Below are 23,616 nucleotides of genomic sequence, written 5' to 3' on the forward strand. Positions count from 1 at the left end.
GATGGACGTGCCAAGCCTAGGATTCGTTTACCACGGATTTGCTTTTTTGAGCATGTTTTTAGTGAGTTGGTGGGCATTTAGAAAAAATAGCCTCAGGTTCTTTTCTCAAAATGGCTGGGCCAAATACAATAGCCTTCAGTTTTTTCTCTTGACTTGGGGGATTATGGTTTGGGCAGTGGTTCCAACAATCCTGTCACAGCACAGCCTTTCTTTACTTTTTGCCTCTGATGAAAATTCAGTCAGTTCAATCCAATTGCTTTTGGTTTTTGGACTTTCTACTTTGGCATTCTTAGCGGGTAGATCACAATCAAAAAAGTTGGATGTTAATTCTGGTAATCTTCAACCAAATCCATCCCTTGTTGTCATTTTACTTTATTTTGTCATCCGCTTTCTTTTTCTAATTTCCTATGAAATATGGTTTAGAGGTTATTTTTTGGATGATTTGACTTCTATATTTTCCATACCTGTAGCAATCGGTATTAATGTCTTTTTTTACGCACTCCTCCATATTTTAGGCGGACAAAAAGAAGCGTTGGGAAGCATTTTATTCGGGGTTATCTTATGCTTGATGGTAGTCTACTTTGGAAATCTGTGGACGGCTATCATCATTCACCTTTCAATATCATTTGGCTACGAAGCAAGTTTTTTTGCAAAGAAACTCAAAACCGGAATTGAAAAATTAGAATAAATGGAAATTCAAAAGTCAATTTGCCAACACAAAAACCGGTAAATCTCCCGAGGCGGGTGGGTTGGTATCTTTTGGTACAGAAGAGGACTGTGGTTCTGGTGCGTTTGAAAAAAGAACAATTCCAAACTGACTGATGGAATCTACATTTAATATTTTAATGGTTACTACAGGTAAATCTGAATCGCTTCCGGCTGTGTTTGTTTTTATTTCAATTACCTCAAATGCAACCAATCCAAGATTGGCTCCCTGAAGATTGCCTTCCAATGGCGAATAGTTAACATTTATGTCACCGTCATAAACCACAGCCAAAACTTTGGAACCCACTAGCATTTTCAATCCCGTAGCCCTCATAGGAGTCACCAAAGGTATTTCATCCAATAGCACTTCCCGGTCATTGTCAATATTGGGAGCACCCAATCCCGGACCGGGAGTGAGGTAATTCTTGGCACCATTGTCAGAAGGTCCGGCATTGACCCATCTATTTGGAATATTCTTTAGAGCAAACCAGCCTTCATCACCCACCTGTCCTGTATGTAGATCAATTGTCTTACCCACATTATCCTTAAAAAATTTCAGTTGTGTTCTTTGGCCCACAGCTGCAATCTGATCATTGACATCTGTTTCAGAAAAGTTGTTTGGTTCATTTCCATTGTCGATGCTGCTTTCATCGATAGCCATCAGGACAAGATAATCTTCATAAACCGGGCTGAGATCCTCATCTTCCGAACCCGTCATACAGGATCCCAATAAAATGAAAATCAAAAAAATGTAACTGCTTAATTTCTTTCTCATGGCTATTTGGTTTGTAATTATCTCGGGAGAGAAACTATACCAAATTTTATGCCAATTAGTTAGTGTAATTCAATTAAAGTAATACTTTAATTAAGGTTGGTGTTTGGCAAGGTACTCAGTGGGTGACAAACCCATGGAAGACTTGAATTGTCTGTTAAAATTAGACAGGTTGTTAAACCCTGATTCATAGCCTATTTCCGAAATATTCATCTTCTCTTCCAAAAGCAACTTACAGGCATACCCTATTCTGATTTCATTTAGGAATTTGGAATAGTTCTTCTTGGTATTTTTCTTAAAAAACCTGCAAAATGCCGTTGGATTGAGATTGGCGAGGTCCGCCACCTCTTCCAACGTGATGTTTCTATGAAAATTGTTGAAGGTAAATGAATACACTTTATCGATCCTGCTATCACCGTTTTTTTCCTTTGGATGTTGGAAACCCTTTGAAGACAAATACCTAAAATCGGTTTCTTCAGAAAGCTCTTGAAGCAGTTGCATCAATCCCACCCACCTTTGGAAACCTTCCGCATGATGAATGGCGAGCATTTTCTCTTTGGCTGATTCCTTCAGAGTTCCTGTGAAGAGTATTCCTTGTGAAGCCCTTTCAAAGAGTGATTTTATTTGGATCATTTCAGGAATATCCAGTGAACCTTCTCCGGCAAAATCCTTTCTGAAATGCAGCGTGATGGATTCTGCAGTCAGGCCACTTTCTTTCTCAAAATACGGCTTGTCATTTTGCCACATGTGGGGCACATTCTCTCCTATCAAAACCAATTCTCCTTCAGAAAAGGGAAGAATACTGTCGCCTACAAAGCGCGTCCCCGTGCTCTTGACCATACATACCAATTCCAGCTCGGGATGGTAATGCCAGATATTGAGAAAATGCGGGTAGTTGTGGATGGCAGAGATAAAGGATTTGTCAAAAGGCTTCCTTCGCTCAAGTAATTTTGCTTTCATGTTGAATTTTGGGGTTCTTACGAAGATTTAAATTCCACATTAATCAATTTGCAATCTTACTGTTTTTTTGCTTATTCTGACTGTATTTTGTTCAAAATATCGATATTTTGATATGTTTTGGATATAATTAACTAATACCTATAACTGCATTTTAATAACTGATGCCAGTTGATACGAAAAACCTAACCCATATCACCTGTTGCTTTCTATTTTAAAATAGTTGCCCTTCCGAAAGATGACTTCAATTATTTACATTTTGAGCTTGAAGAAAAAGGAGAATCACAACCCACCAACTTCAAAATAGCCTCTCCCCCACCCCACCACAGGTTACTTATTTCGAATCACATTCTTATATTTAGCTCATGAAAAACATCATTATCACCGGTGGGGCAAGTGGAATAGGCTTGGCTATCACCCAGCTTTTTGCTTCAAAAGGAAACAACGTGTATTTCCTTGATTATAATGAACCCTTGGGAAATGAAGTTGAAAAAGAACTTCTTGAAAAAGGCCATAAAATTACTTTCCTCCAAGCCGATGTTTCAAAATTAGAGGAGGTCAAAAAGACTTTCGAAAGATTGCCTGAAAAAATCGACGTGTTGGTCAACAACGCAGGAATCTCTCATATTGGAAACTTGGAAAATACAAGTGAAGAAGATTTTGAAAAGGTATTTCAAGTCAATGCAAAAGGTGTATTCACCTGTAGTCAGGCTGCCATTCCCAAACTCAAAGCAAATGGAGGCGGCTGTATCATCAACATGTGTTCTGTCGCAGCAATCATAGGTATTCCGGATCGATTTGCGTATTCCATGACCAAAGGCGCGGTATATTCCATGACACTTTCTATCGCACGGGATTATGTGAGTCACAATATCCGATGCAATTCCATCTCTCCCGGTCGGGTTCATACACCCTTCGTAGATGGTTTTTTGGCAAAAAACTACCCGGGACAGGAAAAAGAAATGTTTGCCAAATTGGCCGCCACCCAACCAATAGGCAGGATGGGAACTCCCGAAGAGATCGCAGGCTTGGTCTACTACTTAGGTTCGGATGAAGCATCCTTCATCACAGGAAGCAATTTCAATATCGACGGTGGTTTTATGGGATTGAAGGTTTAAATAGAAAATTGGTATCCGCTTCTTTGACAGTATGCCAATATTCTTTTACAAACGGGTTGGAAGACGGAAGTCGGAAGACCCCCGCCTGCCGTCGGGCAGGGATGTACCGGACATTTTGGTTTCCATCCATGATTTATATCTGTTAATAAATATACTGCCATCATTGCGCATATACTTAATCCTAAAAAAACGAAATAACTAAAATCAAATCTTTTCCAACGTTTCTTTTGTCAAGTCACTTTTTGCATCTCCTGTATTCAAAGTAGCGGCAGGTTCAAAGAGCATCATAGATACTTCTTCCTCTGCTACAGGCCGGTGTTCAACCCCTTTGGGAACAACCAAAAATTCTCCTTCCTGAAGGAAAATAACTTTGTCCCTAAGTTCCATTCTGAAACTACCTGAGACGACAAAAAACAGTTCGTCTTCGTGGTCATGTTTGTGCCAGACAAACTCTCCTTTGAATTTGACGAGCTTGACCTGCTGCCCATTGAGTTCACCGGCAATCCTTGGATTCCAATAATCCTGAAAGAGAGAAAATTTTTCTGAGAGATTGACTTTTTGCATGGAATCAGAATTTTGGTTTTGGAAATAATTATTGAGTAACAAGGAATTTTTCCATTGAAGCAATGATACGAATTTGGTTTATTTTTTCTTATCCCATTTTTTGACATAACCGGTTGCACTATTGCTGTTTGTGGACCAAACCATTTTTTGGTATATTCAAAATTACAACTTGCGCAAACCCAAACCCAATGAACCGCCGAAACTTTGTAGGAATGTTGCCCGGATTGGCTGTACTGTTTTCCAGCCAAAAACTTTTGTTGGAAAGGGAAGAAAACCTACCTATTTCTGCCAATGAATACAATTGGATCACTTTTTACAACCGTGAAGGTAGAGAATGGGGAAAGGATTGGGATGCTTGTTTGGCAGAATTTGCCAAAACCAAAATTCCGGCATTTGAGCCTTCCATCAGTGATGCCGCCCATCTCCAGGAATTGATTCCATTTTTGGAAAAATACCGGATTAAGCTGCCATCCATCTATGTCGGCAGCCTGATGCATGAAGAAGATCTCGCCCAAAGATCAACTGCGCAAATTCTAGAAATAGCCCAAAAGGCCAAGCCATTGGGTACCAAAATCATCGTGACCAATCCCAACCCGATAAGTTGGGGAAGCGGACAACTCAAAAATGACAGCCAACTCCTATGTCAAAGTAGCCATTTGGATAAGCTTGGAAAATCCCTCAAGAATATGGGGATCAAGTTGGCCTACCATACCCATGATGTCGAGTTGCAGGCCGGAGCAAGGGAATTTCACCATGTACTCCAAAATACTTCACCCGAAAACCTAGGCTTTTGCATGGATGTTCATTGGATCTATCGGGGCTCGGGAAATTCACAGGTTGCGGTTTTTGATACGCTCAAAATGTACGGTAACAGAATTGTATCTTTTCACCTCAGACAATCCCAAAACGGAATCTGGACTGACACTTTTCAACCCGAAGGTGATATAGATTATGTCAGGTTTGCGCAGGAAGTCAAGAAAATGGGAATCAATGCCCATTTGGTGATCGAGCAATGTCTGGAAGAAAATACCGTCCAAAACAACAGCGTTGTCGAGGCGCACAAAATCAATTACGCAGCAATCAACAAACTCTTTAACAGCTAAAACATGGTAAACATTTGTATTCTCGGAGGAGGTTTTATCGGTCGCTTTTATGCAGATTCTCTGATAGGAAGAAGGGGAAAAGACCAGGTAAAAGTCGTTTATGCACGAAAGGAAGAAACTGCATTGAGATTTGCCAAGGACTATAATGTCCCCCATACTACCACCGATATGGAGGCAGCTATTACCCATCCTGAAACCGATATTGTCGTCATCGCCCTGCCAAACTATGTCCACGAAGAAGCGGTCATGCTTTGTGTCAAACACAAAAAACCGGTGCTTTGTACCAAACCCTTGGGAAGAAATGCCGAGGAGGCACTCCGGATGACTTTGGCATGTGAGGAAGCAGGGGTCTTTGGAGGTTACTTAGAAGACCTTTGTTACACACCCAAATTTCTCAAGTCTGTCAAAAGCGTGGAATCGGGGGCAATAGGCAGAGTGCTTTGGGCCAAGTCAAGGGAAACTCACCCCGGCCCACATTCAGACTGGTTTTGGGATATCGAAAAAGCCGGTGGAGGTGCCATTCTCGATTTGGGATGTCACTGTGTGGAGATTTCAAGGAATTTTATCGGAAAAGCTGTTTTGCCTGTGGAAGTAATGTGTTGGGCAGATACCCAAGTCAAACCCATTGATGCAGAGGACCACGCCATCGGTCTGGTCAAATATGAAAATGGGGCGATTGGCCAATTTGAAGTTTCATGGACATTTCGAGGAGGAATGGATTTGCGGGATGAAGTGATGGGAACGGAAGGCACGATTTGGATCAATTCCTTCTTGAGGACAGGATTTGAGATGTTCACTAGTGGTGCGGGAAATGATTATGTAGCAGAAAAGGCAGAATCGTCTTCAGGATGGCAGTTTCCGGTTGGTGACGAAGCCCACGAATTAGGCTATCCCAATATGTTCAACGACATGTTTGACGCATTCGAAAAAGGGGTCCAACCGCGTGAAACTTTTTACGACGGCTACGTGGTCAATGCCATCATTGATGCTGCGTACAAGTCAGCCAAAACAAAACTTTGGGAACCGGTCCAACTTCCTGTTTGGAGGGGAAAAAGAGGCTTGATCAAACCTTCCGTATACCAGGAGCATGATGCCCTTCATTGGTTTATCAAAGAAGAAATCCTTCCCAATGGGGACAGAAAGCTGATATTGAAGAATAAAGAAACCGGGGAGATTGTGATGAGGTGACAATTTGGTTAATTGGTTATTTGGTTAATTGTTGAAGGTCCCTGAGCTTGTCGAAGGGTTGGTTATTTGGTTAATGGTTATTTGGTTATTTGATTTAGGTAACTGATCGTGTCGATGGGTAGGTTTATTGGTTATTGGGTTATTTGAATAATCTACGCATGTAGGAATTAAAGTCATTAGAAAAATCAATTTAGATAGAAATAAAAATGGGAAATCAACGCAGGGATTTTTTGAAAAAGGTCGGCGGGTCTTTGGCCTTAGCAGGATTGGGTACGGGATTACAAAATGAGGCGAATGCCAAATCAATTGAGCTAAGATCCAATATGAAAGTCAGTGCCAATGATAAAATCAGGATCGGTTTGATCGGTGCAGGCATCATCGGCCACTATGACACGGATACGGCACTTTTGGTGGATGGGGTCGAATTGATCGGTGCATGCGATTTGTATACAGGCAGACTGGAATACGCCAAAGAAAAATGGGGGAAGGATTTCTATACCACAAGGGATTATAGGGAATTATTGGCAAGGCCTGAAATTGATGCGGTCTTGATATGCACCCCGGACCATTGGCACGAGCGTATGGCTGTAGATGCCATGAAAGCTGGGAAGCATGTCTATTGCGAGAAACCCATGATCCAACAAATCACCCAGGGACATGCCATCATCGATACCCAAAAAGCAACCGGAAAAGTGTTTCAGGTAGGGAGCCAAAGGGCAAGTTCTGTGGCCATTTTGGAAGCAAGAAAAATCCTTCAAAGCGGGATGATCGGTGAACTTACCTATGTCCAGGCTTTCTGCGACCGCTCGGATGCACGTGGCGCGTGGCAATACTCCATTCCCACCGACGCCTCCCCTGCTACTGTAGATTTTGATACCTTTTTGGGCCAAGCCCCCAAAACTGATTTTGATGCCAAGCGATTCTTCAGATGGAGAAATTACAAGGACTATGGGACAGGCGCTGCAGGTGACCTGATTGTGCATTTGCTGACAAGCATCCATACCATCACTGATTCTTATGGTCCAAATAAAATCTACAGCATCGGGGAATTGAAATATTGGAAAGATGGCAGAGATGCCTATGACATCCTCAATGCCCTAATGGATTATCCTAAAAATGAGAAACATGGGTCATTTCAGGTTTATACCAGAGTGAACCTTGCAGACGGTGAAGGCAAAGGGGGATTTGGACTCAAAGTGTATGGCACTGAAGGTGTCATTGATATTGGATGGAATGACTTTAAAGTCAGTACGATCAAAAGACATGCAGAACCGGGATTTGGAGGTTATGATTCCTTTAACAGCTTTTCAGCCAAACAAAAAGCGGATTTCAAAAAGTTGTACAAAGAGACCTATGGCAATGGGGAGGGAGGTTATGAAATGGGAAAAGAAGTGAATTTCAACGCTCCAAAAGGTTATGACGACCGATTAGACCATCTGATATCATTTTTCAACGGAATCCGATCAGGAACTCCCATCTTGGAGGATGCCTCCTTCGGATTACGGGCGGCAGCCCCTTCCCTTGCCTGCAACCTGAGTATCGATTTGCAAAAACCAATCCTTTGGGATCCTGTTGCGATGAAAATGGGTTGAAATTTGACTAGTGAAATATTGACGAAGACTTGGAGAATTTTAGATCTCATTTTTTTGGTTAGAAAAGGGAATTTAGAATAATGGTTCTGATTACCCTCTCCTTTACTTGCCGCCTATTTCTTAAAAACCGTCTCTGTAACGTCGTTTTCTACCGGTTCCAGACTGTTAAGGTAAATATAAAGTGCCTCAAGGTCCGGGTCAGTCATCCTTGAAAACGGACCCCAATGCATGGGAGAAATCTTGATGATCCTTCCCTGTCTAAATCGTGTCTTCCATTCCTCCACTGTTTTGAATTTGGAAAGTGCACTGTTTGGGTGGGGAGTGATATTGGGACTTCTGGTCCATAATTCGGGATCTTCACCAATGTATTTATGAAATTCAGGAAAAGGTTCGAATTCAAACCCACCGGAATATTCAGGACTCAACGCTTCAAATGTCATTGGGTCCCGTCTTGTATGGCATCCCACGCAGTTGGCCACATATCGGGCAAGATATTCGCCCCTTTCCACTGTTGCGGCCATAGGCGGCGCATAGGAAGGCGGTGTAGGATTTTCAACCGGATGAAAGGAGGATGCAAAAACCTTGATTGCCTTGCCCATAAAAGACCATTCAGACTCTTGAACCTGATTTTCCGCAGGTTCCATGCTCCGCAGATAAGATACAACTGCGACAAGGTCCTCATCAGCCATGTTCCAAAATGGCATCAATATCGAAAGGGAGGCCGTCCCGTCAGGCTTTACCACATGACGCATCATCCTAAAAAGTTGGCCATCATTATACCTACCTATTCCTGTATTGGGATCAGGAGTCAAATTGGGAATATACAAAGTCCCAAGTGGCCCCAACGGGAAAGGGGCGCCACCTTTGAGCGGTATCTCTTTTCCCTGATCCGCGGATACCATGTCTTCAAAGCTCGACACATGGCAGTTGGAACAATGGGCCGGACCGTGAACAAGGTATTTTCCTCTTGCAATCACCGTGGAGTCGCTGCTGACCTGAAGTTCGGGATAGGGAATATCGTAGATTTTGTTCCAAGAAAGCAGTACGTAAGAGACAAAAGCTCCTGCCACAACAAAGAGAACTGTCAGAATACCGAGCAAAATCTTCTTGATCATATCGAAGTCATGGTTTAGGGGTAAGTACTGGGAGAATTTACTGGATTATTTGTTTGATATCAAACGCCTTTGGACGAAATGCATCATATTCTGTCCCAAAGTGCCTAAAAACTTTCCCTTTGACCGGGAGGTTATAAGAATTGTAAAGTATTTGAAAAAGAGATAGTTGTATAAAATCAAAACTCAACATTTACAGCGTAAAGCTTTTTTTAAAGAACCATGTTCAAACCTGATTATAAGCTAGAGATTAAAACTTGGGAACAGGGTTTTTACAAATCAATGAGTATTGAAGTTGAAGGGCTATTTTGGGTTTTTTGCCTTTGAGTGGTTGATATAATTCAGCCTCATCCCAAGGCCAATACCAACATGCCACTTGCCATCTTCCACAGCAGTTTTGGAATTGTAAAATAAGGGGATCTGAACAGCAAAAAGCTTATAGCTGTAGGTAAATCCAATCCCCAATGTGGGTGTAACAAAAGCATTTTTGGGGGTGGAATTGTCTTTCTTATAGCGTAATGAAGGCAGTGCACTTAGGATAAACCTTGAATCCCCTCGCGTCATGTTGATATTTGGTCCCGTAAAATTGGTATAACCTCCCCCATCGACAAATCCTGCCACAATGATGCCATCATAGGCGGCCACTTGAATGCCGCTTTTGGTTTCTTTTTGAGATTTTTCTTCAGTTTGAGCCTCATTTTTTGTCCAAAAAAACAATAAAAAGGCAGCGCATAAAAGGAGTCGAAATTTCATGAAATAAGATTAAGGTGAACGCTACCGATTTTGACTTTCTGATTCAGAAATATAAAAAAATTCAGCCACTCAACGAACACACCGGCCATACGTCGAGAAAATTATATACCACTGAAGGTTGCGGAAAAAAAGAGAAAAAGATGCAAGAAATAAGAACCAAGAAGCCAGGTTCATTGCGCCCCTTTGCAGAACCTTAGCGCTCATTGCGGTTAAGATTATGGAATATTTTTGACACAAACATTGGCGGCGGCGGCAGACGACGCAGTGGTCAAATATGGGTAGCCCCGAGTAAGGAACGCCACTCGGGATAGGAAACGAAACCCACGATTCCGGTTTTTAGCCTAGTGTAATCAAATAGAGAAATTGGGATTTAGCCAAAAACAGGGAAGGTCAATTCATGAAATCAAATTCTATCCCACCATTCACTGATTTATTCAACCTGGCGGCAGGCAGGCCTTCAGGGTTGACCATAAATCAATCGCTTTTATTTTATATAAATATGCCAACTCTTTGGGTTATTATCTCATCGTTCATTTTTCTTATCCCCGGGTTGAAACCAGAGCTATTCAAGGTTGAACCTCTTTGGGGGTTTTTCTCAACCTATTCAATTCTTCAGTGCTCTCTGCGTAAGTGGTAAAAAATCTTCAAACCGATTTTGCGTTTCCTTCTTTTCCTTGCCGGTAAAAAACCTACCGCAGATTCAATCAAGAAGAGAAAAAATAAAATTTCTTCCTTCGAATTCAACAAAATAAAATTGCTATAACCCCTCAAAAATCATTTAATTTTAACGCGCCATAAGTTATATTTATATAGGAAACAGATTACAAGCAAATAAATTGTCATTATAAAAAACCAAAAACCTACATTATGAAAACCCGAATTTTAAAATCATTTACCCTTTTGATGGTCCTAGCTGGAGCACTTGCTGCTTGCTCGCCATCTACCAAAATATTGGGTTCTTGGAAAAGCCCTGATGCAGAAACTGCCGGCTATTCCAACCTTTTTGTTGCTGCATTGATCGGAGACAACTATGTTACCAAAAAAACCATCGAAGATGATATTGATGAGCTATTGATCCAAAAAGGCGTTCAGGCAATCAGTAACCTAGAGCTTGTAAAACCGGGACTCGTATTTACTGAACAGAACAGAGATCAAGTCGTCCAAGAAATCAAAAAAAGCGGAAGAGACGGTATCATGACGATTGCCATCATCGATCAGACCAATGAGACCCGATATGTCCCGGGCACTACCTCCTACAGTCCGATGTATTATGGGGGCGGTTATGGAAGATTTGGAGGCTATTATGGGATGTACGGACCTACCAGTTATTCTCCCGGCTATTATGCCACAGACAAAAACTTTTACATTGAAATCAACCTTTATGATTTAGGAACCCAAGCTTTGGTGTGGTCTGCCCAATCTGAAACAACCAATCCTGCAAGTATTGACAAAGCTGCCCAAGAATTTGCTTATGTAGTAGTAGATAAAATGATTAAAGATGGAATTATCGTTCCAAAGACCAAAGAGAAGAAATAACCCTTCTTCTAAAGAACAAAAAGGGCTTGCTCCAAAATTATGGAGCAAGCCCTTTTTTCATTCAAACCATACATTTCTGCTCAAAAGCCCACTTGGTTTTTACTATCAATAAAGCTCCAAAACCAAACTGCTAAAACCAGGCAGGGTGATTTTATTTCCGTCTTTTTTGGCCTCACCAAAGGAATAAATCACTGTTTGGAATTCTTCCGGGGCATCGATTTGAATAACAGCACCACTTAGATTGTGTACAACGAATACTTCTTGGTCATCATGTGTCCTAAAGAAAGCCATCAAAGGAGAAGGAAGTTCGCCTTCGTACAACTCCAGACTTCCCAAAGCCAAAGCCCTGTTGCTGTTGCGGAGTTGGATGATTTCCTTATAGTGGTTGAAATAACTCGTGCTCATTGACTTTTGAATCGCAAGCGGTGTCACCACATCATCTTTCGAATAAGTCGGCACCATCCATGATGTCCGTCCCTTATCATTGGCTTTCATGTCCCACAGAAAAGGTTCTCTGATATTCTCATCGGGCTTTTTGCCCAGCATACCGATTTCTTCTCCATAGTATAAATAGGGTGCACCCGGCATGGTCATAAGGATATTGATGGCCTGCTTCAACTTCCTTGGATTTTCATCCAACGAATTGAGCAACCTTGGTTGGTCATGATTGGAGGAAAAAGTCGCGTCGATAAATTCTTCCGTAATCCCGTTGTAAAAGTCCAAAACCTCTTTTTGCTTTTTGGCAAGCAACATTCCATCTTCTTTTTTGTAAGATTCAATCAAGGTATAATGGAAATCGAAGTTGAACAAAGCAGGCAATCCGGGCAAATAAGGAGCGACTATTTCCTTTTTGTCATAAACCTCCCCGACCAGGTAAACATCCGACTTGATGGCCGTCATTTTATCCCTGAATTCCTTCCAAAAAGCATGGTTGTCCGAAGGCCTGTCATCCGGAAAGATATGCTTGGCAGCATCCAGTCTAAACCCGTCCACTCCTACTTCTTCCAGCCAAAACCTCCCGATTTCATATATTTCTTCCCGGACTTTTGGATTGTCAAAATTAAGGTCAGGCATACCTCCATAAAAAAATCCATAATAATAATCCTCTCCCATACCAGGGTCATGCCATTGCTTGACGTTGTCACTGTCCAAAGTGATGGTTTTCTTGTTGATATAATCTGCAATGGTATCCTTTTGCGCCCACACGTAGTAATCGCGGAAGGGATTGTCTCTCCCTTTTTGGGATTCCAAAAACCACGGGTGCTTGTTGCTTGTGTGGTTGATGATCATATCAATCACCACTTTGATGTCATTCTTGTGGGCTTCATCCAAAAACGCCTTAAAATCCTCCATTGTCCCATAATCCGGGTGGATGCTTTTGTAATCTGTTACATCATATTTATGATAACTCGGAGAGGCCATGATGGGCATAAACCAAATGGCATTTGCACCCAATTCCTTGACATGGTCCAATTTCTTCTTTACACCATTGATATCCCCTATTCCATCTCCGTTTGAATCATAAAACGACTGGATAAATATCTCATAAGTAATCCCCGACTTAGGCCAGTGGTTTTCAATTTTCTTTTCTTTCCTGCCCAAGCAGGATGAAGCTGCTAATGTCAAAATCAATAGAACGACTTGGATTGAATTTATTTTCATAGGGTAATCTTTAAAATAGAAAAAGTCACCTACAGTGACTTTTTCAAGGTTTTTAATATATAGAGTTAGTTTCTGTTGATAGCATTGAGCATTTCAAAAGCAAGTTCCAATCTTTTCATGAATGTTTCTTCCCCTTTTCTCAACCAGACTCTTGGATCATAGTATTTCTTGTTTGGACTGTCAGGTCCTTCAGGATTACCTAATTGCGACTGGAGATATCCTTCATTTCCTTTGTAGTAATTTTTGATGCCTTCCCAGAATGCCCACTGCTGATCTGTGTCAATGTTCATTTTGACAGAACCGTAGCTGTTGGCTTCTCTGATTTCGGCTTCTGTTGAACCTGAACCTCCATGGAAAACAAAAAACAACGGCTTACCTGTTGTTCCGTATTTTTTATTGATATAATCCTGGGAATTTTTCAAAATGACAGGCTTCAAAGAGACATTTCCCGGCTTATATACACCGTGAACATTGCCGAATGCCGCTGCAATCGTAAACAAATCATCCACTTCTTTGAGGTGCTCGTAAGCATACGCAACTTCTTCAGGTTGGGTATACAATTTAGAGCTGTCCACGTCTGAGTTGTCGACGCCGTCTTCTTCACCACCGGTCACACCCAATTCAATCTCAATTCCCATTTCAAGCTTTTTAAATTTCTTGAAATATTCCACAGAAATTTCAATGTTTTCTTTGACAGGCTCCTCGGATAAATCCAACATATGAGAGCTATATAGAGGCTTTTTGTAAGCTGCATAATAAGCTTTTCCCTCTTCCAAAAGACCATCAATCCAAGGAAGCAATTTCTTGGCACAATGGTCGGTGTGCAATACAACAGGAACACCATAAGCTTCAGCCATTCTGTGCACATGCAATGCACCTGAAATGGAACCTTGAATCGCTCCGATCTGGTTTTGATTTCCTAATCCTTTTCCGGCAAAAAACTGACCGCCTCCATTTGAAAATTGTATGATTACGGGAGAATTGACTTTTTTAGCCGTTTCAATGACCGCATTTACTGTGCTGGTGTTGATGACATTGACCGCAGGCATTGCAAATTCACTTTCTTTTGCATACGACAATAGGTCCTTGAGTTCTTCTCCGTACTTGACTCCTGGTTTGAATTTCATGTTGATTTAAAATAGGTTGATTATTTCTTTATAAACCGCTTTCTAAAAACTTGACGGTTATCACTGATTTCAAAGATATAAATACCTGCTGTAAAATCTTGTATGTCTACCTGCAAATTCTCATCCTGACCCAAATTTTCATCCTCTTGCAAGACTTTTCCGGTCACATCCATTATCCTGAAATTTACCTTGTTCATAGATGCGGGAATTACGACAGTCAACCTGTCTGATGCAGGAACCGGATAAATTTTAAACTCTGAAGGATTTCCGATCTCCGGGTTGATGGATAGAATCGGATCCTGTAAAATCTCTCCTTCAGGCAGAGGAAGCTTTTTGTTGGTGAACATTAAGAACTCATTCGCCCTTATTCTGAAAGTCCTTGAAGTTCCGGTTAGGACGATTTCTTCCTCTGTGAAGAAATTATACCAGGTGCCCGTCGATGGGAATGTGATGGTAGCATTGTTTATATCAGTCAACCCAAAGTTTCCATAGAGCACCATTCTAAAATCCCCATCTGTCAATTTGATACTTTTCAAAGGCTGTGTCAGCTCTAAAGTTGCATTTTGGGGTTTGTTAAAGGCATTGTTTGTACTTTTCAGCTCCATCATTGCCTTGTACATATTGAGGAGGCGCTGTCTTTCCGGATCGTCTAAGTATTGCCATTTAGTCGGTTTGATGCCCAATCTGTCGTTATTCAGTTCAACATCATAGCCAAATTCCTCAAATTGCCACATCATCTTTGGACCCGGAATGGAGAAGAAAAATGCAGCCATCAGTTGGTTTCTATTCACGGCATTGCTTAGTTGCCTGATATTCACTGGCGATGTCTGACCCCAGGTCAATGATTCCCACATGGTCCTTTCTTCATCATGACTTTCCATATACCCCACCAATGTATTGTTATTCCAGCCTCTTGTTTGGTAGTAGCCCCAATCAAAATTTCTTGAATTCCCTTTAGCAATATCCCTAAAGTCAAAATTCATATTTCCCCAAAACATCATTCCGTAGTTGGACAATTCTTTCTCTTCAGTATTGTCTGCAAAATGCTCCAAAATGACATACGCATCAGGGTGGTTTTTCTTGATCTGATCATAAATATTCTTCCAGATACTGATCCTTGAAGGATCATATTCCCCAAAGAAACTGACGTTGTCCCCTGAATTGACTTGGGTAAAACCTTTGCTCAGATCAAACCTGAAGCCATCCACTTTGTATTCTGTAAGCCAATAATTATTGACCGAATCCACAAAAGCTTTGGTATAAGGGCTTTCATGGTTAAAGTCATAACCTACATTGAAAGGATGCTTTGCCACCCTGTTGAGCCACGGGTTGTCCAAAGTAGGCGCGCCATAATCTCCATCATTGTATAGCCTTACAAAAGGACTCTGCCCGAAAGCATGGTTAAGAACCATATCCAATATGACAACCATTCCTCTTTTGTGGGCTTCGTCAATCAGTTCTTTCAAATGGTTCTTTGGACCATAAAATTTGTCTACCGCAAAAAAGAAAGAGGGATTATAACCCCAAGACAGGTTTCCTTCAAATTCTTTGATGGGCATCAATTCAAGGGCATTTATCCCCAAACTTGCCAAATAATCAAGTCTATCCACCACAGCTTTGAAAGTCCTTCTGTCATCAAAATCCCTGACCAAAAGTTCATAAACCACCAATTCTTCCATTGCCGGTTTTTCATAGTTCAGGTATTTCCATTGGTATTGGTCCTGAGCTGTCTGAAGAAAAGTGGCCTGGAATTCAGTTTTTCCTTTGGGATATGGTTTCAATCCGGGGTATCTGTTTTGGGCAATGATCTCATCGTCGAGAAATGGGTCCGAAACTTTATCTGCGTAAGGATCACCTATCCTAATATCTCCATCTACCAAATACTGGAAAATGTACTCTTGCTTCGGAACCAACCCTGTCAACCTGTACCAAAACAATTCTTTGTCAGGGGTTTGGTTCATCTGAAATTGTGGAAGTACCTCCCAATTGTTGAAATCTCCAATCAAGAAGACATTTTTCTTAAGCGGTGCTTCCAAAACCAAAATTGCCTCGGTATCCGAAATATAATTGATGCCTTTTTTAGCCCCTGCCGGAAGAGGCGCTTGTGGGCTCGGCCCCACTACAGTCAGGGTAATTTCAGAAGTATCCTCCTCCCCTGTTTTTGTAGCTTTGGCAACTACCTTGAATGCTCCCTCGGTAGTGGCCTGGAAAGTGTAAGTGAGATTCTCAGCAGCAGGTGCTGAAGCCACCGCTGTTCCGTTTATTTCTAAGCTTAAATCTGCTATGTCTGAGGCCGCAATCCTTATTTCCTGAGATTCTCCCAATTCCAATAATTTGGAGGAAGTCGGATTGGTAAAGGTAACTTCAAAGCCTTGACTGAGGTCAACAAAAAAATCCCCATTGGTATCGTTTTTTCCTTCCAACGAACCAGTGGCATTTCTAAATACCATTCCAAGTCTATATATCGTCTGACTGGCTGTAGGCTTGAAAAATTCGTTGGGAGTAAATTCCCATTCCCAAATATTGGGAGCAGTTTTGACCATTCTCGCATTTGGATCGGCAGTCCCCCAAGCAAAGGGCACAATGGCCCAAGTTGTCGAAGTCGGTCCTGCTACAACCGCACCAATATGGATATAGACAGGATCAATGTCCTTGAGTCCTGTGGTTCCTTTGGTGGCATCGTAAATGATTTTGATCTTTTGATCGGCACGGGGAAAAGTAGGTTGTGTGGTTACTTGGGAAAAACCATAGCTCAGGCTCAATAAAAAAAATATCGGGATTAGGATTTTAATTTTCATTGTATGAATTTAATCAAATTAGATTTTGGAAATAATAAATAAATAAAAAGGCTACCCTTAAAGTAGCCTTTTTATAAAGAGGAAATTTCTATTACTCTTTAATAAATATATATCTTCCATCAAGGGAGTTGAACCACATTTTGTATTTGCCGGCTTCAATTGGAATGTTGCTAGAACTTCCTAATTCTGCTTTTCCGGATATTGGAGTCAATGCACCCCAGTTAATTGTCCAAGCATTATTCGCTCTAAATTTGATTTCACCAGTTGTTACAGTGGCAGTAGTATACCAAAGATGCTTGTCAAAATTAATGTTCGTCATTGCAGTACTGTTATCCCAACCTCCGGCAGTTGAACTTCCGATAATTCCAACAGTTGGGTAGTACACATCAGCAGCACCGGTAAAAGGAACCAAAGTATAGGTTTTTGTAGCAAGGTTCATGGTAAATACATAATGTCCAGCAGTTGAAATTGCCCAAGCCGCAGGATCTGTGCCACCACTCGAGTCGGCAATACCTGTATCACCATTTTTACCCCATTGTGGCTGCCATTGACCTAATTTCTCTAGGACTTTAAATTCACCCACGGCAAAAAAGCCTGTGTATACATAAAGATCTTTATTGACAGGATCACGGAACAATGGAGGGTTGTTGTTATCGTTATTCCATGACGGAGGTGCCGCGTTTCCTACAATAAATAAATTTTTAAGAACTACCGCATCTTTGTAAGGAGTTACTGATAGTGTGGTAGCACCACCTACCAGAGGACTTAAACTCCTATCGATCGTTGTTTTGAAACGGAAATCAACATTTCCGGCCACATCCGGAGCAAGTCCTTCGGTAATTAATAGTTTATTCATTTCACCAACTGCAACTTTTACTGTTGGTGTTGTGGAACTACCCAATGCAACCACTTTTGCAAAATTGGTACCGCCTTTAGCCATTTCAAGGGCGTAGGTGTAATTTCCCGGAACACCAAAATCAGGGATAGATGCCTGGAAAAATAGAGTGTCTGCTTTATCCGCTTCGGTGAGGACAATTTTTGAACCTGCTGCCGGACTAGTTAATGTAGATGGCGTTTGTGGGATAATTGCAGGATCATCTACAGGGCTGCAAGACCACAGGATTAAAGGGAGGATGAATGCAACCCAGACTAATTTTGATAATACTTTCATAAGGATTTGTTTTTGGTATTTACTGTTTCAAATTTGGATTAATTAAATTCAATTTTATAATCCTTAAATCATATTATGAGCATGATTACAGTTGAATGTAAAAACACCCTCAATGATTCAGTTATCAAATATTACACAATGAAAAATGGCAAAACAAACATTCGGTATTGATTTTTTTTTGAAATGATAGTGCAAACGTAACCGCAAACGATTGCACAATTTTTTCTTACTTTTATGAAAATTAAAAATTCTAAATTTTTAAAAGAAAAAATAAAAAAATTATCCCTTCCTGAAGGTACTTAATCACCCAAAAACTTATATATTTAAATTCTTAGAAAAATCTAATTTTCATGAAGCTAGGCCAAGCCACCATCAAAGACATTGCCAAAGAACTGAATGTATCTACCTCCACAGTTTCGAGAGCTTTGAAAGATTATCCGGGGATAAGTGATGAAACAAAAAGGAAGGTAAAGGAACTGGCTGACAAGTTGAATTATAGGCCAAATGCAGTAGCCTTAAGTCTCAGGAAAAGCAAGTCTTTTACCATTGGCGTCATTATTCCTGAAGTGGTTCATTTTTTCTTTTCAACCGTAATCAGCGGTGTGGAAGAGGTCGCTTTTGCCAACGGCTATAATGTCATTCTTTGTCAGACCAATGAAAAATTCAACAGAGAAAAAAGCAGTGTGGAAACAATGCTTTCCAATCAGATAGACGGAGTTTTAGTAAGCTTTTCGCGGGAAACAACCAACTTTGACCATTTCAAAAAAATGATAGAACTGGAGTTTCCCATCGTATTTTTTGACAGGATCCCGGATTTGGAAAACACCATCAATGTGACCGTCAATGACTACCAGGGAGCCTACAAAGCAGTAAAACACCTGATAGACCAAGGTTTCAAAAGAATTGTACACCTTTCAGGGCCTGATAACCTAACCATAAGCAAACAGCGGAAAGAAGGATATCTCGATGCATTGAAAGATTCGGGAATCAAGGTCAAACCTGAGTGGATTGTCGAGTGTCCTTACGGGACTGAAAAAGAAAGCATTCTGATCACAATTGAGTTGTTCAAAAATAAGGAAAACAGGCCTGATGCGATCTTTGCACACCATGATATCGTAGCAGCAGGTGCAATGATGGCACTAAAAGCCCTCAACCTCAGAATCCCGGAGGATGTCGGAGTAGTCGGATTTTCAAACTGGCAATTCTCTTCCATGATTGATCCACCTCTTTCCACAGTGGCACAACCTGGCTTTCAGATTGGCGAAACAGCCACAAAAATTCTGCTTGACCTGATAAACAAAAAAACCAATATGGATTCTTCTCCTCTAAACATAGTCTTGGATACAGAATTATTGATCAGGAAATCATCTGTTAAAGTCTGATTTTTTTCAATTCTCGGTTTTTTTTTGTGCAATCGTTTGAACATGTCAAAAAAATCAAAATAGGGCTTTTTTTGAATTCCTGCATGGTTTATTTGGATTGTGGGGATAAGCAAAAAATTTTATCCTTTCACTTTATATCATAAATTAGTCCCCCGACTTCATTTCACTTGGATCAAAATCTCAGGCAATCAACATTAATACGAAATTCAAAAATGCCTTCAGCCACCAAAATTTCCAATTCCTCCCAAAATCAGGCCATAGGAAACGTTCTTTCATGGAATAAAAAATCAGATGGAATCTATGGGAATACCGCCAATTCAAACTTTGAAATCACTGTATACAAAGAGGATACTATCAGGGTTCAGGTCAGCAGACAATCCAAATTTTCACCTAACCCATACAGTGTAATTTCCAGTCCTGAAGAAAGACAGACGGAAATAGTGGAGGAAAATGGAAAAATATGGATCAAAACATCCAAAATCCATGTTTCCGTAAACCTACATCCATTTTTCCTGACCTTCCTGACTCCTTCAGGTGAGGTCATCAACCAAGACGATCCTGCATTTGCTGTATCTTGGCTGGGTACCGAAGTGAGCAATTATAAGAAAGTACAGCCCAAAGAAAGGTTCGTTGGCTTAGGCGAAAAAACCGGACATCTTGATCGGTCCGGCAGGGCATTTACCAATTGGAATACCGATTATTTTGCCTACGGAATCGGGGATGACCCCTTATACATGAGCATTCCTTTTTACATCGGTATACATAGTGGCCTGACTTACGGAATATTCTTTGACAACACGCACAAGTCTGTCTTCAACTTTGGGGCATCCAACAACCGATTTATCTATTACTCGGCGGATGACGGGGATATGGATTATTATTTTTTCCATGATGATTCGGTCTCAAAAATCATCGGTTCCTACACAGAATTGACCGGAAAAATGGAAATGCCACCTTTGTGGTCTTTGGGTTTTCAGCAATGTCGGTATTCCTATTACCCGGATTCTGAAGTTTTGACTTTGGCCAAGACTTTTAGGGATAAAGACATGCCTGCAGATGTCATTTACCTTGATATCCACCACATGGAAAAATATAAGGTCTTCACTTTTGACAATGAAAAATTTTCAGACCCAAAATCCATGATCAAAGCCCTCAAAGAAAAAGGGTTTAAGGTTGTCGTCATTATGGATCCGGGGATTAAATCACAAAAAGGATATTTCCCATATGATGAAGGCCTGGAAAAGGATTTGTTTGTAAAATATCCCGACAATGAAGTTTATGAGGGACAGGTTTGGCCGGGTTGGTGTGCCTTCCCTGATTTTACCAAAGCTGAAACAAGGCAATGGTGGGCTGAAAAAATGGCTTTTTATGAAGAAGCCGGCGTCGATGGCTATTGGACAGACATGAATGAACCCGCTTCTTGGGGTCAGTTTACACCCAATCTGATCAATTTTGATTTCGAAGGCGAAAATGTAAGCCATAGAAAAGCAAGAAATATTTATGGGTTCCAAATGGCCCGAAGTGCCAAAGAAGGATGTGAATTGCAAAGACCCGAGGAAAGACCTTTTGTATTGACAAGATCCGGTTTTTCTGGAATCCAACGCTACGCAGCTGCTTGGACAGGCGATAATGTTGCCAGCGAAGAACACATGATGGCAGGTATCAGGTTGGTCAACAGCCTTGGACTGAGTGGTGTTGCCTATTCAGGATATGATGTTGGCGGTTTTGCCGGTGAATCCACCAAATCCCTTTTTGCAAGGTGGATGACCATTGCCACCTTTGCGCCATTATACAGGGCTCATTCCATGATCAACAGCAATGATGCCGAACCTTGGGCCTTTGGGGAAGAAGTGGAGGAGATTTCCAGAAACTACATGAAACTGCGCTACAGGATGCTTCCTACCATTTACAGCAGTTTTTACAAAAGTACCCAAACAGGACTTCCCATAGCCAAAAGCCTTGCTGTAGAATATCCACATGACAAGTACATTTTTGAAAGTGCATTTGAAAACCAATACCTTTTTTGTGATAGCCTTTTGATCGCTCCGGTAGAAAGTTACAAGGAGATTACCAAGGTTTATCTTCCTGAAGGGGATTGGTATTATTTGTTTGACAATCAAAAGTATAAAGGCAATCAGATTATTTACAAAGACTGTCCTTTGAATTACCTTCCTGTCTTTGTTAAAGCAGGTGCTGTTTTGGCATTCCAATCAGATGTGTCCCATACGGGTCAGGCCCATGATGGGATCCTCAGTATCCATGTGTATGCAGGAAACAAGGCTTCCACCTACTTACATTATGAAGATGACGGCATCAGTCCTGATTATAAAAAAGGGGATTTCCTCAAGCGCGAAATCACTTGGGATACGCAAGCGGGGAATCTTTCATTTGCAAACTCGGAGGGTAACTTCGAAAGTAAGTTCAAAAAAATTAAGGTTTATTTTCATGGATTGAAGATTAAGTCTGTCAATATCAACGGAAAAGTAGAACAAGTAGAAAAGTCAGATTTTTCCTTCTTGGAAAAACTGACCGAATTCGATCCATTACCGGAAAACAGTCACCCGTATCTTGAAATCACCGATGTTTCAACTGTAACTTTTGAAAACATTACCGAAGCTTTTGAAATAGTAATTTGATAATCGCTTCACAGTCACAATAAATTCTAAGATTTCAACCCAAAATAATGCAAGCAATAGATAAAAAGCCAAGGCTCAGTTTTTGGCAGATCTGGAACATGAGTTTCGGGTTTTTGGGGATCCAATTTGGATTTGCCCTACAGGGGGGATTTATGTCACGGATTTTCCAAACCTTAGGCGCAGAAAAAGATGCCATTCCCATGTTGTGGATAGCTGCACCGCTCACAGGCTTGCTTGTGCAACCCATTGTCGGGTACCTGAGCGATAGAACTTGGCACCCACGGTTTGGTAGAAGGAAACCATTCTTTCTCATTGGAGCGGTTTTAAGTACCATCGCCCTGTTTTTTGCCCCCTATTCTTCAGCATTATGGATGGCGGCAGGTGCGCTGTGGATTCTTGACGCTTCTATCAATATCAGTATGGAGCCTTTCAGGGCTTTGGTAGCAGACAAGCTTCCTGATAGTCAGCGCTCTTATGGATTTGTGGTACAGACGCTGATTATTGGCATTGGAACTTGGGTGGCGAGTAACCTTCCTTGGTTTATGACACAGATTGGGGTTCCGAATACTGCCGAACCCGGCGTGGTCCCTGATTCTGTCAAATTTGCCTTCGCTATTGGCGCGGTGGTCCTTTTTGGTTCCATATTATATACCATCCTGACAACGGATGAATATCCCCCTGAAGACCTTGAAGCCCTCAAAAAAGAAAATGAAGAGAGTAAGGGTTTTTTGAATGGGTTTAAAGAGATCTTTAAAAACATTTCAGGAATGCCTAAAGTCATGAAGCAATTGGGCATTGTCCAGTTTTTCTCCTGGTTTGCTTTTTTTACCATGTGGAGTTTTGCGACACCTGCTATCACCGAACATATCTTCAAAGCAACGGATACCACCTCCCAAGTCTACAATGATGCAGCGGACAGTGTGGGGAATTACCTCGGGACATATGGTTTGGTCTCTATGTTTTTTGCATTGATACTTGCCTTTGTGACAAGCAAAATCAAAATCAACAGAAAGTTGCTTCACATGGTCAGTTTGATGGCTGGAGGAGTGGGCTTTATCATGATTTACTATATCTCCGAACCTTGGATGCTTCACCTTTGCTTCGCTTTGGTGGGGATCGCTTGGGCAAGTATCTTGTCTATGCCATATGCCATGCTGTCGAGTGCCGTCAATCCCAAGCAAATGGGCGTGTATATGGGAATTTTCAACATGTTCATTGTGATTCCACAAATCGTTGCTGCCCTTGGAGGCATCAATTTTATGTATAAGCTATTGTTTGGAGAAGAAGTAATCTATACCATGGTTTTGGCCGGATGTTCCCTGATAGTTGCGGGATTGAGCAACCTCTTCATCACCAACCGAAACGCCACGCATGACACCTAAGCCGGATTTAAAATGATAAGAATGCAATACCGCTATCAAAAAATAGCGGTATTTTTGT

Annotated in this window: 18 protein-coding genes; 9 read left to right on the top strand and 9 right to left on the bottom strand. The window is 41.2% G+C overall.

The features are described 5' to 3' along the window. The first annotated feature begins 1 nt into the window (after nt 1). Nucleotides 2-688 (top strand): CPBP family intramembrane glutamic endopeptidase, encoded by a 687-nt coding sequence (locus MMU05_RS07105; protein WP_241140982.1) that lies wholly within the window; start codon nt 2-4, stop codon nt 686-688. Nucleotides 689-703: 15 nt separating this feature from the next. On the opposite strand, the gene MMU05_RS07110 is transcribed toward MMU05_RS07105, so the two are convergent. Together MMU05_RS07110 and MMU05_RS07115 are read right to left on the bottom strand one after the other, a co-directional pair. Beyond that, nucleotides 704-1,480, bottom strand: a complete 777-nt coding sequence (locus MMU05_RS07110) for a hypothetical protein (protein ID WP_241140983.1) — start codon at nt 1,478-1,480, stop codon at nt 704-706. Between the two features lie 90 nt (nt 1,481-1,570). Next, a complete protein-coding gene (locus tag MMU05_RS07115; RefSeq protein WP_241140984.1) occupies nt 1,571-2,437 on the bottom strand; it encodes an AraC family transcriptional regulator in 867 nt (288 codons plus the stop codon). Between the two features lie 362 nt (nt 2,438-2,799). Between MMU05_RS07115 and MMU05_RS07120 the strand changes: the two genes are divergently transcribed. Then, entirely contained in the window at nt 2,800-3,552 is a 753-nt protein-coding gene (locus MMU05_RS07120; protein WP_241140985.1) for an SDR family NAD(P)-dependent oxidoreductase, read from the top strand. A gap of 204 nt (nt 3,553-3,756) precedes the next feature. Here MMU05_RS07120 and MMU05_RS07125 read toward each other — a convergent pair whose 3' ends face one another. Then, a complete protein-coding gene (locus tag MMU05_RS07125) occupies nt 3,757-4,116 on the bottom strand; it encodes a cupin domain-containing protein (protein ID WP_241140986.1) in 360 nt (119 codons plus the stop codon). Nucleotides 4,117-4,304: 188 nt separating this feature from the next. Between MMU05_RS07125 and MMU05_RS07130 the strand changes: the two genes are divergently transcribed. The 3 genes from MMU05_RS07130 (at nt 4,305) to MMU05_RS07140 (ending at nt 7,999) form a co-directional block, all read left to right on the top strand. Beyond that, nucleotides 4,305-5,219: a sugar phosphate isomerase/epimerase family protein gene (locus tag MMU05_RS07130; protein ID WP_241140987.1), complete on the top strand. Its 915-nt coding sequence runs from the start codon at nt 4,305-4,307 to the stop codon at nt 5,217-5,219. 3 nt (nt 5,220-5,222) lie between these two features. Then, nucleotides 5,223-6,407: a Gfo/Idh/MocA family protein gene (locus tag MMU05_RS07135; protein WP_241140988.1), complete on the top strand. Its 1,185-nt coding sequence runs from the start codon at nt 5,223-5,225 to the stop codon at nt 6,405-6,407. Between the two features lie 206 nt (nt 6,408-6,613). Continuing rightward, complete coding sequence (locus MMU05_RS07140; RefSeq protein WP_241140989.1) at nt 6,614-7,999, top strand: Gfo/Idh/MocA family oxidoreductase; 1,386 nt, start codon at nt 6,614-6,616, stop codon at nt 7,997-7,999. Between the two features lie 113 nt (nt 8,000-8,112). Here MMU05_RS07140 and MMU05_RS07145 read toward each other — a convergent pair whose 3' ends face one another. Further along, nucleotides 8,113-9,114, bottom strand: a complete 1,002-nt coding sequence (locus MMU05_RS07145; protein ID WP_241140990.1) for a c-type cytochrome — start codon at nt 9,112-9,114, stop codon at nt 8,113-8,115. Nucleotides 9,115-9,414: 300 nt separating this feature from the next. Further along, the gene (locus MMU05_RS07150) at nt 9,415-9,864 is read right to left on the bottom strand and encodes a hypothetical protein (RefSeq protein WP_241140991.1); all 450 of its coding nucleotides are present in this window, start codon (nt 9,862-9,864) and stop codon (nt 9,415-9,417) included. A gap of 867 nt (nt 9,865-10,731) precedes the next feature. Here MMU05_RS07150 and MMU05_RS07155 point away from each other — a divergent pair. Next, complete coding sequence (locus tag MMU05_RS07155) at nt 10,732-11,400, top strand: hypothetical protein (RefSeq protein WP_241140992.1); 669 nt, start codon at nt 10,732-10,734, stop codon at nt 11,398-11,400. Nucleotides 11,401-11,505: 105 nt separating this feature from the next. Here the strand turns inward: MMU05_RS07155 and MMU05_RS07160 are convergent, their stop codons facing one another. From MMU05_RS07160 to MMU05_RS07175, 4 genes are all read right to left on the bottom strand, one after another. Beyond that, on the bottom strand, nt 11,506-13,062 hold the full coding sequence (locus MMU05_RS07160) for an alpha-amylase family glycosyl hydrolase (protein WP_241140993.1): 1,557 nt from the start codon (nt 13,060-13,062) through the stop codon (nt 11,506-11,508). Nucleotides 13,063-13,127: 65 nt separating this feature from the next. Next, the gene (fbaA, locus tag MMU05_RS07165; RefSeq protein ID WP_241140994.1) at nt 13,128-14,189 is read right to left on the bottom strand and encodes a class II fructose-bisphosphate aldolase; all 1,062 of its coding nucleotides are present in this window, start codon (nt 14,187-14,189) and stop codon (nt 13,128-13,130) included. A gap of 20 nt (nt 14,190-14,209) precedes the next feature. After that, nucleotides 14,210-16,987, bottom strand: a complete 2,778-nt coding sequence (locus MMU05_RS07170) for an alpha-amylase family glycosyl hydrolase (protein WP_241140995.1) — start codon at nt 16,985-16,987, stop codon at nt 14,210-14,212. 91 nt (nt 16,988-17,078) lie between these two features. Further along, a complete protein-coding gene (locus MMU05_RS07175; protein WP_241140996.1) occupies nt 17,079-18,158 on the bottom strand; it encodes a SusE domain-containing protein in 1,080 nt (359 codons plus the stop codon). A gap of 350 nt (nt 18,159-18,508) precedes the next feature. Here MMU05_RS07175 and MMU05_RS07180 point away from each other — a divergent pair, with 350 nt between their 5' ends. From MMU05_RS07180 to MMU05_RS07190, 3 genes are all read left to right on the top strand, one after another. Then, a complete protein-coding gene (locus MMU05_RS07180) occupies nt 18,509-19,540 on the top strand; it encodes a LacI family DNA-binding transcriptional regulator (protein ID WP_241140997.1) in 1,032 nt (343 codons plus the stop codon). 212 nt (nt 19,541-19,752) lie between these two features. Beyond that, complete coding sequence (locus tag MMU05_RS07185) at nt 19,753-22,176, top strand: glycoside hydrolase family 31 protein (protein ID WP_241140998.1); 2,424 nt, start codon at nt 19,753-19,755, stop codon at nt 22,174-22,176. A 47-nt stretch (nt 22,177-22,223) separates the two neighbouring features. Then, nucleotides 22,224-23,558, top strand: coding sequence for an MFS transporter (locus MMU05_RS07190; protein ID WP_241140999.1), 1,335 nt, complete (start codon nt 22,224-22,226; stop codon nt 23,556-23,558). The last annotated feature ends 58 nt before the right edge of the window (nt 23,559-23,616 follow it).

The organism is Cognataquiflexum rubidum (genome assembly GCF_022538115.1).
Lineage (GTDB): Bacteria > Bacteroidota > Bacteroidia > Cytophagales > Cyclobacteriaceae > Cognataquiflexum > Cognataquiflexum rubidum.